Here is an 11,203-nt window from a genome sequence, read left to right as displayed (position 1 = left end):
AAAGCGGCCCGCATCTGACCCTGCCTCTGTCAACCAAGGACAGCCGTGCGGTGCTCGTGACGCTTACAATACATCAGAGCCGACCTAGCAATCTTGATTGTCGCGGCCAAGCTAGCAGTCGCGTTCCACGTGGCGACGGGCAGTCAGGCACGGACCTGCCTGAGAGACGTGCCTATCTCCGAAACTGGCAGCGGGAAAGCTTCGACCTGTCCCGCAGTCTTGTCCAAATACTGCATCAACGCCGTGACCAGATGGTAGAAGATGCTCGCCGGGACCTCCGTAGCCACTGACCTTCCGCGCTCATCAATCCTGTCGACCCATAAGCCGAGCGGTGCGGGATCAATATGCCATCTGAAGAGCCGGGCGACGCGCGCTTCGATCTCGGGTTTCAGATCAGGTCCGCCAATACCATCCAGGGCGACCGCCGCTTTGATCGCCTCGCACTGCGGCCAGCTTCGCGAAAGCCGGGCGAGGGGCAGCCCATGGCGCGACACGGCTGCATAAGCGAGACCGGTGGCTCGGTTCAGACCGCTTGCGACCGCCGAGGAATAGAGCTTTCTCGCGTATGCAACTAAGTCCTTCTGGCCGCTGGTCCGCGCGAAGTCGACGAGGAGGGACGCCCATTCGAAATGGTGCCCTGGTTCAGTCCACTGTCCCTCATCCCCTGGCAACGGCTGCCAATCGCCGTCGAAGCGCTCTCCTAGTGTCCAGCTTTCCTCGTCGAAGAAATGGCATCGAAAGAGATCGATGACGCGCGCCGCACGACGCAGATATACGCGGTCGCCCGTGACCCCATGCCAGGCAAGGAAGGATTCAAGCATATGCATGTGGGGGTTCGAGAACCGCACCCCGTTCCAAAGGGGGCTCTCGAGGAAGCCATTGAGACTGCCGGCCTCCAGATGCGTGTCGATGAAATGAAATGTCTCTTGCGCAAGGCGCAGGGCATCTTGGTGGCCGCATCGATGAGCATGTGCAAGCGCCAGCAGCACGCAGGCGTGGTCGTAAGCGTCCTCCGCCGGGTCAGCTACGCTGCCGTTGCAATTCATGGAGCGCACCCAGCCGCCGCGATCGGTGCGGCCGTATTTCGCGATGAAGTCGATCCCGTGGTTGATAAGGTCGTCGGCGGGTCCGGTCCAACCGCGTTCCTTGGCCACCGCGAATGCGTAGATCTGTCGAGCCATCGTCCGCATGCGCTTCGGCTTGCGTAAGGGTCTGGCGTCAAATCCGAGCGACTCATGAAATCCGCCGTACACGTCGTCGACGCCTGCAGTCGACCATACCGGCAGGGTTTCGTCGAAAAGCCAGTGCTCGACGCGCTTGCGCCACGACCCGCTGACGATGACCTGGTCTTCCGACGCTGTGAACTTGGTCTCGAGCCGTCCGCTTTTCTCCAACTGTTCGACAACCTTCTTAACGTTCTGGCTGTGGCTGACTGGAGCGATGAATACCGCGTCCGAGGTTGCCACCACGGCTACATCCTTCATTCCAATGACGGTCAGCAGCCTGCCCTGGCTTCGAAGATAGGAACTGCCGCAGTCCATCGCCACGACGTCGCCCATCACGACATTGCCGTCGCTGTCGGTCGGGCTGGCTTCGAGCAGCGATTGCCACGATCCAAGGTCATTCCAGTGGAAGGATGCCGTAACCATCGCGATGTCCTGGGCATGCTCCATGACTGCGTAATCGATCGAGGTTGACGGGACAGCTGAGTAGAAACTCGGGGGCAGGTAAATTCCCGAAACGTCGTGCCGTGCGGTCTTATGGGCCCGTTCGCAGCTGACCCAGATGTCTGGCCGGAACTCGAGAAATGCTTGGCGCATCGTGTCTGCGCGAAACAGGAAGATGCCGGCGTTCCAATAGAACCTTCCCGAAGACACATATTGGCGAGCTGTGTCGGCATCGGGCTTCTCGACAAATCGCGCAACGGTGGCCACGTCGTCGGCACTTGCCGCTACCTCGATGTAACCGTACCCGGTTTCGGGGTGTATCGGCTTGATGCCAAATATGACAAGTCTGCCTGACTCGGCGACCGGGCGGCCTATTTCGACCGTTTCCCAGAATTGCGCGTCGGTTGATATCTCATGATCGGAGGGAACCACGAGCACAAGCGCGTCGGCGCCATACTCGACGATCGTCTGCAGGGTGGCTATTGCGACCGCCGCGGCGGTATTGCGGCCAACTGGCTCAAAAATCGATCTGCCGCCGTCCAAGCCGAGGGGACTAATGTCGGAGACAACGCGATCGGCATGCCGCTCGGACGCTATCAGGTAAATTGGGGTACCACCTTCGGGCCGGGCCTTGAGGCGCCGGACGGTCTTCGCAAGCATGGATCCGTCGCCGTAAAGGTCATGGAATTGCTTGGGATTGTCTTCGCGCGAAAGCGGCCAAAGCCGTGAGCCCACGCCCCCACTCATGACAAAACATACGATGCGGCCCGGCATGGTCCAGTTCCTCTCAGAATGTCTGATTGTACGCGCCAACTTCCGGATTGCGGCGCAGGACAGCATCCAGAGCCAGGAACATCTCCCGACGGCGCTCAGACGAGACGGGGCTTTCCACCACCACGACGATTTCCGGTTTGTTCGACGAGGCTCTGACCAGGCCCCAGGTACCGTCTTGGGCGACCACACGCACGCCATTGACGGTGACCAGATCAGCAAGTGGCTGGCCAGCGAACTCCATCCCATCGCTCTTCATTTTCAGGAATTCCCGGACAACGTTGGCAACCACACTGTATTTCTCCTCATCGGGGCAGTGTGGTGACATCGTCGGGGTACCGTACGTCACCGGCAGATAGCGGTAGAGGTCGGCGAGCGTCTTGCCCGGGTTGCGGTCGAGCATCTCGCAAATGGCAATCGCCGTAACGAGCGCGTCGTCGTAGCCCCGTCCGATCGGGGGGTTGAAGAAGAAATGGCCCGATTTCTCGAAGCCGGCCATGGCATGGAGTTCGGCAACGCGCCTCTTGATGTAGGAGTGCCCGGTCTTCCAGCAGTCGATCAAGGCATGGTTCTGCGCCAGCGCCAAGCCGATGTCCTTGACGCGCGCCCCGGCCGCCATCATGCCGGCGACGAGCGCCATCTTGACGGCCATGGAAACTTCGGAAGTCATGGCCGGTGACGATGTCAGGGTCCATACCCATTCGACGGATCAGGGTGCCGAGCGCCATACCGAGCACCTGTACTCCCAGCAAATTGAGCTCGGGCTCTTTCTCGGAGCCTGGATGCCCGAACCACCAGCGTGCGTCGTATTCGCGGAAGCCAGTGGCCTTGATGAGAGGACTGGTTTCAAAGAGGAGTGTATTCGGCTTGGCCTGACCGACTATGTTGAGCGTCACAGTTTCGTCCCACAATTGCGCGGCACAATCCTAGCACGCTGTTGGGTCCACGCCGCTTCATGATTGGGGGTAGCCCTTACGCTCCGGTTCGCATCTCATCGTCCGCCAGGAGCATACTTGCCGATCGGTTGAAGAGCACGTTCTCTTGCAAAACGACGCGCGGTCGACGATGCCGGGCCGGTTGGGGTTGGCTGTGAAGCCGGGGGGTTTGGCGAAGATGCCGCGTCGGTTGAAGTTGGCGACGTCAATCGCCCATCGTCGATGACGTCGGATCGACCTGCAGACCGGGGAACGTATCTACCGCGCCGTCCAGATCCGCTGCCACACCGCTCGCGTCCTTGATACTCGCGCCGCTCGGAAGATTGACCCCGGTAATAGCCAGCGCCGAGGTATTCGTGTCCGTCGACGCGACGGTGGTGCGGAAGGTGAGCGCGTTCGTGCCGGAGCCACCGACATAGCTGGCCGTTCCGCCATCATTGAGCGACAGTGCAGGCGTACCGGTGACAGTCACGGCGCTGTTAAAGTCAACTCTCAATGTGATGACATCGCCGGTATGCTCGGTTCCCGTTGCCGGTGAAGTGGCGACGTGCGTAACTGCCGGCTGGATCGTGGACACCGCCGAGGGAGTGACGTTGGCACCCCTGACTGTGTCGCCGCTGCCCGCCTTTTGATAGAGGTGAATCTGGTCGATCTGCATCTGCAGTGACGAAGGGGTCGAGCTATCGAGAGCTGTATGCCACCCGGCCGCGTTTGAATTCGCGACCGCATTGTTCATGATCAATTGCATCGGTTCATCCGGGATCACGACCTGTGCGCTGGTCACTTGCGCCATCTGCTTCCCGTCCAGATACCAAGTGATCGATTTACCAGGATCCCAGTAGATGCCGTACGTGTGGAATCCGGCCGTGAGGTCAATGCCGCTGTCGATGGTGTCGCCGACCCACCCTGACGGCCCGTGCAGGTGCCAGGAAAAATTCTGGTCCGCCGGCCCAGAACCGGTAAATCCACCCTCCTGCATGTCGAGCTCGAAATTGTCGCCGCTGCTGCCCGCGCCTTCTCCGGGCATCAGCCAAAGGCCCGGCCATGCGCCACCGCCGCTCGGCGCCTTCATGCTAATCTGAAGGTAGCCGCCGTTGAATTCGAAGTTGCCATAGCTGCTGACAGCTCCGGACGTGACCGGGAATGTCTGTGCCGTTCCCCCCTGATTCGTGCCGCTGATGGACTGTCGGATCGCCGTCAGATCTAAGGTCCCGTTGCTCACAGAAACTTGGCTCGCCCCATCGTACTCGGCATTGTAAGGGCCGCCCGGGGTACTTCCTCCCGAGCCATCGGTATTCCATGGCCCGCCCTTGGCCGCATTGCTTGTGACGTAGGCGTGCCAATCACTGCCGAGCGTCGTACCGGAGAAATTCTCCTCGTAGACGAGGTCGCTAGAAGTGAACCCTGCGGGCGCGGAAAGAGCCATTCCGTGATCCTTCTGTGGCGTTGAAAACAGGGAATCCCACCGCTCCGCATCGCCAAGTGCGCGGCATGCCGCAGGCTCACAGTCCTAGGAAACGCGAGCCCGTTTCAAGCTCGCAGCTAGGCGACCCGAACTGATTTCAAACTCGCAGTTAGGCAACGCGAACTGATAACAAAATAGCGGATGTTTGGATATCATCGCGCCAGACATTATTGTCGCGCGAGCTCAACGTTAAACCCACCATTCTAGCGTGTGCCTGCATCAGGATGATATTTCTCAAGACCAGAACAGCGCGGATTGTCAAACTTCAACCGCGCAACCAGTCGCCAAAGCTCCACCTCGTGGCCGTCTGCTAACCGCCTGGCCTGCTCTTCCGCAGCAACGTCGTCTGTGCAGGCAAGGTTGATCCCGCCCATGAACTGGCCGCGTTCGTCAAGAACGTAGAGCCGATACTGCTGCATCGCTTGTTCTCGATCAGGATCGCAAACCCGGCTCGACGCCAGCTCCATTTGCACCGAGGCCCCCAGCGGCGCTGCGCTGTTGACGCCGATCGCTCCACTCTTGTGTACTTGCCAAACAAAGACGCTGCATAACGACATGCCCGAACATAGAATGAATGTCTTCAGCTAGTTGCATGTCATTCACATTGACCCAGACAACGTGTTGGGCAATCTGTCTGAGCGTTCCCCCGCCATATCCACAAAGACCTAACGTGACTGCGCCGTGATTGTTAGCGTATCGAACAGCACGCAAAACGTTTTCCGAGTTTCCGCTTCCCGAAATGGCAATGACCAAGTCGCCATCGTTGAGGATGTTCTTCAGCTGCTCGACGAATACGTCTTGGAATGAAACGTCGTTCGCGTACGCAAATGTAAGGCCAACATTGTCCACCAGCGTCCGGCCACGAAAGGGGCGTTTCGTAGAGAGGTAGATGCTCTTATTCCAGTCCGTGATGAAATGGAGCGCCGTAAGTGAACTCCCACCATTGCCCAGCGTGATTACCTGCTTGCCGTCTCTTTGTGCCTCTGCGACCAGCGCAACTGCACTGTCAAAGCTTTGGTGATCTAAAGAAGCCAGCACTGTCTCAAGTTTCTTGAAATAAGCTTGAGCACTGCCGCCAGGTGTTATTGTGCGGACACCGACCTCGGTTGAGTGAGCACTGCCGCTAAAGTGTTTCATTGAGCAATCTCCGATGTCGGTTGGTAATGAACTATGCGGCTCCCGGCGAAATCAAACTTCACAGGGAAGTGCTTTAGCACCCCGAGAGCCAATTTGATTGCGTCGTGGCGGTCGGGAGGTGCGAAGAACATGAGAAAACCTCCTGCGCCGGCTCCGAGCAGCTTCCCGCCCGTGGCGCCTGCCCGTAACGCAGCCCGGTACCAGCCATCGATCGCATCGTTCGAGATTTCTTCGGAAAGGCTCCTCTTTAAGAGCCAGTTCTCGTGGAGGATTTCGCCAAAGGCGTTGAGATTGCATCGATGCAGTTCATCGCGGAGATGATACGTGAGCTCGACCATCCGCCTGAGCGCCTTGCGTTTGTCCGGTGCTTTAGCGATGCCTTCCGACTGTCGGACGAGAATGTCCGACGCACTGCGCGTCATGCCGGTGTAGAAGACAAGAACTTGCTTCTCGATCGCAGCGATAAATTCACGTGGACATATGAGCGGCGACACCGAGACGCTATCATCGGAGTGAAACTCGATAAGATTCAGCCCACCGAAGGCGGCGGCGTATTGATCTTGTCTTCCGATGGGTGCGCCACAACGCTCAATCTCAATGCAGCAACTATCTGCACCGAGCTTTGCCTTCGAGACATACTGCCCTCGAAACGCGTTCAGCGCGTGCAGAAGACCAACCGTAAAGGCGCTTGAAGATCCAAGACCCGTTCCCTTAGATGGAATGTCAGCAATGGTCGTTATCTCAACGCCGCCGCAGATTCCGAGGTATTCCATCGTTGCTTTCACTATAGGGTGCTGGATATTCTCGACAGTCTCTACCTCTTCCGTTTTGGAGTAAGCGATTCGAGTACCGTTATCGAACTTACGGTTCACATTCACGTACACGTATTTGTCGATAGCAACGCTCAGGACGGCGCCACCTTCCTCCCGATAGAAGGCAGGAAGATCGCTGCCACCTCCCACGAAGCTGACGCGAAGCGGCGTCTGACTGATAATCATGCGGCCGCCTCAATCAGCTCGATCGCCCGCAATCGAATGCAACGATCAGCAATCGCCCGCGATGCCAGCACAATCGGTGCCTCATCCTCTTGGCGAGAACTGTAGATACGCGCTGCAGCCTCCCGATCCAATCCGCGCAGCGAGTATTCTCGCGCTACTCGGTACCTCCTCAATTCCTCATCAATATCAACGAAGAACGTGTGTGCCCGGCCGCGCAAAACCACATCGGACAGCGAAAGCGCGACGGCTCCTTCCACGATCAGGACGGTTTCCGGAGAGATGGTCATCTTTTCTGATCCTGGATGGGATACCCGGCTCAGCTTTTCGTAATAGGGAAGATCGTGCGTCTCGCGAGAACGAACGCCCACCAAGCGGGTTAGAACCGTCCTGATCTCGTTCAGGTCGTAGCGACCCATCACCGTTGGTCCGCGATCAGCGGCGGACCGTATCCAGCGATCAAGAGCAACGACTTGCGCATCAAAGCCGCGCCCGCGAAGGGCCTCCCCGATTGCGCTGGAAAGAACACTCTTTCCACTTCGTGAGAGCCCTCCCACAAAACAAACGTCACCCGGCTTCACATGCGCGACCAGGTCAGACGCTGTTTCTATCAAGTTCGGATGAACGGTGAGAATGAAATTGGCAGCCGCGAACAAGTCTGGGACGGTATAGTCAGGCATGACATGAAACTTGCTATCCAACCCGCCTGCACCCGTCTCGACCAGGATCGATCTGATCCCAGACCGTTTTGCGAGTGCCATGTCCGTAGAAGAATCGCCGATGATCCAAGATTGACCTCGATCGATATTGAACGCTCGCACTGCATCATCAACCAACCCGCTAGAAGGCTTGCGGCATTCACACCGGACCTTCAGCGCTTCCACCTCACCGGCAAAGCCGCGATCTGGATGATGTGGGCAGAAATAGATGGCATCGACAAAAGCTCCGCGGTGCCCAAGCTCAGTTTCCATCTTGTTATGGATCATCCGCAAGTCTCGTACGGAGCAATCGCCTCTCGCCACAACGGGTTGATTAGTGACGACGATTGACCGGTATTCGGCCCTGTTGAAACGTCCGATCGCGGCCGCGGCCCCCTCGATCAGTTCGAAGCGTTCGGGACGATCGATGTGTCCATAGTCAGCATTGATGCACCCATCCCTGTCCAAAAAGACTGCTTTCTGCGGAAAGGCGAGTGAAGCCCGATCTATGCGGCCGGATTCAAAATCGGCGCAAACCTTGTCAAGTCTCGCCGGGGTTCCAGCATCTTTTATGTACTCGTGGCTACTGTAGCTTCTGATTTCCGTGCCATCCAGAAGCATTGCAGGGAACAAGTGCTTGCCAAAGTCGATGGGAGTTACTGCTGAGCGCCACCGAAGAAGCGCTTGTTTTCGAATATAATAAAGGGCCGCGCTAACTTTGTTGGGATAATAGGAACCCGGCTCGTGTGGATAGGGATGGAACGCGGCAACCATGCCGTCTTCTGACACTTCTATCAGATCGGAATCATGCGGGTGATCATTCGGGTGGGTGAAAACTGTTGCCGCTGCCGCCTTGTGCTTGTCATGGAAGCTCTTGAAGCGGGTCAGATCGATGTTGAGCATCGTGTCGCCATAGATCGTAAGGCAGTCGTCATCGAGCAGATCCAAAACGGCCAAAACTGCCCCAGCTGTCCCGAGAGGCGCACCGTCATTCACGCAACGAACGTCAATCCCCCAGTTTTTGCGCTGATTGCAAAATTCCACAATTTGCTCGGACGCGTGGTTCACCAGGATCAAGATCCTCTCGATCCCGTGTTGCTTAGCGAGGAGGATTTGATGCTCAAGAAGTGGCTTGCCACAGATGTTGGCCAATGACTTAGGCAGATCACCTATACGGCCCCTGAGCCGCGTCCCTCGACCACCCGCAAGTACAACGGCCTGCGCCTGCATCACAGGTGTCCTTCCTGCTGCACGATTTCTACGACGGCTTTTCGAACAGCGTCAGCCGAACCAAGTTGGGGCCGCCAACCGAGCGCACGCAGTTTTGCTATATCGTATGAAAATCGGGGAACATCCCCAGTCCAACCGCGATCTTCAAGTCCGTATTCAATCCCTGCGCCCGGCGCGACAGCCTCGACAGTCGTTTCCGCTATGAAGCTAACGGTTACCCCTTTGTCCTCCGGGCCGACATTGTAGCAGCCAAACCGCTCTGATGCGTTTGCGCGCAAGTAGACAATCGCATCGATCAGATCATTGACATGAAGATATGCCTTCCGTTGCCGCCCCGATCCCAAAACATTCAGCTTGGTTGGTGAAGCCGTTAACTTTCGGACGAAATCCAAAATGACACCATGCGTTGCCGGAACGCCGATCACGTTCGGAAAGCGAAAAATCAAGGCCCGGGATAACCAGTTCTCGACGGCAGCGCTGATTAGCGCCTCCGATGCGAGCTTCATCGCACCGTAATTGGAAATAGGCAGCAGCGGCCCGATATCCTCTCTAATCGGAGCCTCTCCCAAATCGCCGTACACGGCTGAGCTGGATGCAAAAGCTAGTAACGGGACTCCCGCCTCCTTCATTGCGTCCAACAGGTTGAACGTCGATAGAAAGGTATCGCGTAGATCAACAGAGGCATCGGCGATTCCTGCAGGAATGTCCGAATTAGCAGCCATGTGCCAGACTTCGGAAATCGGAATGCGCCTGTGACAATTCATAAAGCGGCTTCTCAGCTCACCCGCGTCCGAGAGATCCACTTTCTCAAAAATGAACCTCTCATGCGTGAGAAGCCCGTTCAGGTTTTCCCGAGAACCTCGCGACAGGTTGTCAAAGCCAAAGACTGGAAATCCACGATCGACAAAGATCCTTGCAAGCCTGCTTCCTACGAAGCCCGCAGCTCCCGATACAAAAATGGCGTGCTGTTCACCCAACGGGATTGCGCCTTCCTCTTGTGCGCAAGCTTTTGCGTCTCAAGTCATCCGGATGCTGCAATGCCAACTTCAGTTTTCAAGCCTTCACCGCTGGAGGGGCGGGAGTCGACCGAGCTGGGCGTCAAGCTGTACTCTCGTCGCTAAGATCATGCGTTTCATACGTCTTTCTGAATCATCGCATGGTTTTCTCCGATCCGCGATTGTTCCTCAGGGGGTAGCCCCTTTTTGCAGATGAGGACCGAATTGCGCCACGCGATGCGACGACGCCCACGACAATCCCCAGGATGGTCAAGGCGCGCGGCAGGTTCTTCGAAGGGCTTGCGCGACGATACGGCAGGTGTGGATACCGCCGCGAGTCCTTGGGATCATGCCGGCCGCACACCTCGCCGTTTGCGTCTCTGGCGCATCGAGCTGGTCTTCGACTAAGAATATTGACCCAACGTCCCGGATGATGGTCGATCGCCGTTCAGCGAGAAGGTCCGAAATCCGATTCCGAGTTGCTTGAGCGGCTCTGCACCGGGAACCTCTGCGGCCGGGTGCACGAGCCCAAGGATGGAGTCCGATCGGAACGGTAGCGGGACATGCAGGGCCTCGGTCGCCTTGAGGACGCCACTTACAAGTTGCCAGGGCACAGAGACGGCGCGCTGTGTTCTGCCTTGTGATGCGGCGATCTCTTTCATGAGCCGTCGGAACGGAACCGGTTCGGGGTTGGCCAGGCCTACCGGTTCCGACAGGGGCATGTCCGACTCGGCAATTCGCACCATCGCGGCTGCCATGTCCGCTTCATGCACGGTGAACTGGTAGGAGCCCGCCCCGATCAGAGGTGTGACCGGCAGTTTGGTCAGCCTGCGGAGCGCGCCTGCCATCCCGCCCCAACCGGGGCCGTATACCAATCCGAGGCGCGTTGAAACCGCTCCCAGACTGCTGGCGGTGTGCTCGCAGGCAAGTTTCGCCTGACCGTACAACTGTCGTGTTCCTTTGTAGGCGGACATTGAGGAGATAAAAATGACCCGGCGAACCCCCGCGTCGACGACATTGCGGAGGAGGTGCTGCGAGCCCGATACATTGACGTCCCAAACATCGCCGGCGCTGACGAGGGTCAGGTCCCAGGCACCGTGGATGAGCACATCTAGGTCGCTGAATGCGGCCCGTGACGGCGGGCGCTTGATCTCGAATGGGCGCCATTCGGCGCCACCCAAGGCAGATTCGGAGGTCATCCGGTTCGAACGGGCGAAGGCGATTACCTCATGCCCTTTTTCGGCGAAGGCGGCACGCAGGATGGTCCCGACATATCCATTGGCCCCGGTGATACCGACCCGCATTGAATG

At 57.9% G+C, this 11,203-nt stretch carries 8 protein-coding genes and 1 pseudogene; all 9 read right to left on the bottom strand.

The annotated features are described in order from the left end of the window. Nucleotides 1-143 precede the first annotated feature (143 nt). A complete protein-coding gene (locus RFM40_RS20615) occupies nt 144-2,441 on the bottom strand; it encodes a mannose-1-phosphate guanylyltransferase/mannose-6-phosphate isomerase (protein WP_320278127.1) in 2,298 nt (765 codons plus the stop codon). A gap of 13 nt (nt 2,442-2,454) precedes the next feature. Beyond that, a pseudogene (locus RFM40_RS20610) lies at nt 2,455-3,039 on the bottom strand (phosphomannomutase/phosphoglucomutase); the annotation flags it as partial. Nucleotides 3,040-3,578: 539 nt separating this feature from the next. Then, complete coding sequence (locus RFM40_RS20605) at nt 3,579-4,799, bottom strand: glycoside hydrolase family 16 protein (protein ID WP_320278126.1); 1,221 nt, start codon at nt 4,797-4,799, stop codon at nt 3,579-3,581. Between the two features lie 242 nt (nt 4,800-5,041). Beyond that, nucleotides 5,042-5,257 (bottom strand): hypothetical protein, encoded by a 216-nt coding sequence (locus RFM40_RS20600; protein WP_320227014.1) that lies wholly within the window; start codon nt 5,255-5,257, stop codon nt 5,042-5,044. Nucleotides 5,258-5,270: 13 nt separating this feature from the next. Further along, on the bottom strand, nt 5,271-5,975 hold the full coding sequence (locus tag RFM40_RS20595; RefSeq protein ID WP_320227015.1) for an SIS domain-containing protein: 705 nt from the start codon (nt 5,973-5,975) through the stop codon (nt 5,271-5,273). Continuing rightward, nucleotides 5,972-6,973, bottom strand: a complete 1,002-nt coding sequence (locus RFM40_RS20590; RefSeq protein WP_320278125.1) for a GHMP family kinase ATP-binding protein — start codon at nt 6,971-6,973, stop codon at nt 5,972-5,974. Before RFM40_RS20590 ends, RFM40_RS20595 begins: the two co-directional genes overlap by 4 nt. Then, nucleotides 6,970-8,898: an HAD-IIIA family hydrolase gene (locus tag RFM40_RS20585; RefSeq protein WP_320278124.1), complete on the bottom strand. Its 1,929-nt coding sequence runs from the start codon at nt 8,896-8,898 to the stop codon at nt 6,970-6,972. The genes RFM40_RS20590 and RFM40_RS20585 overlap by 4 nt, the downstream gene beginning before the upstream one ends. Continuing rightward, complete coding sequence (locus RFM40_RS20580) at nt 8,898-9,875, bottom strand: NAD-dependent epimerase/dehydratase family protein (protein WP_320278123.1); 978 nt, start codon at nt 9,873-9,875, stop codon at nt 8,898-8,900. Before RFM40_RS20580 ends, RFM40_RS20585 begins: the two co-directional genes overlap by 1 nt. A 422-nt stretch (nt 9,876-10,297) precedes the next feature. Then, nucleotides 10,298-11,197, bottom strand: a complete 900-nt coding sequence (locus RFM40_RS20575; protein ID WP_320278122.1) for an NAD-dependent epimerase/dehydratase family protein — start codon at nt 11,195-11,197, stop codon at nt 10,298-10,300. Nucleotides 11,198-11,203 lie beyond the last annotated feature (6 nt).

It is taken from the genome of Mesorhizobium captivum, assembly GCF_033977165.1.
Taxonomy (GTDB): Bacteria; Pseudomonadota; Alphaproteobacteria; order Rhizobiales; family Rhizobiaceae; genus Mesorhizobium; species Mesorhizobium captivum.
This window is presented reverse-complemented; position numbering and strand designations above follow the sequence as displayed.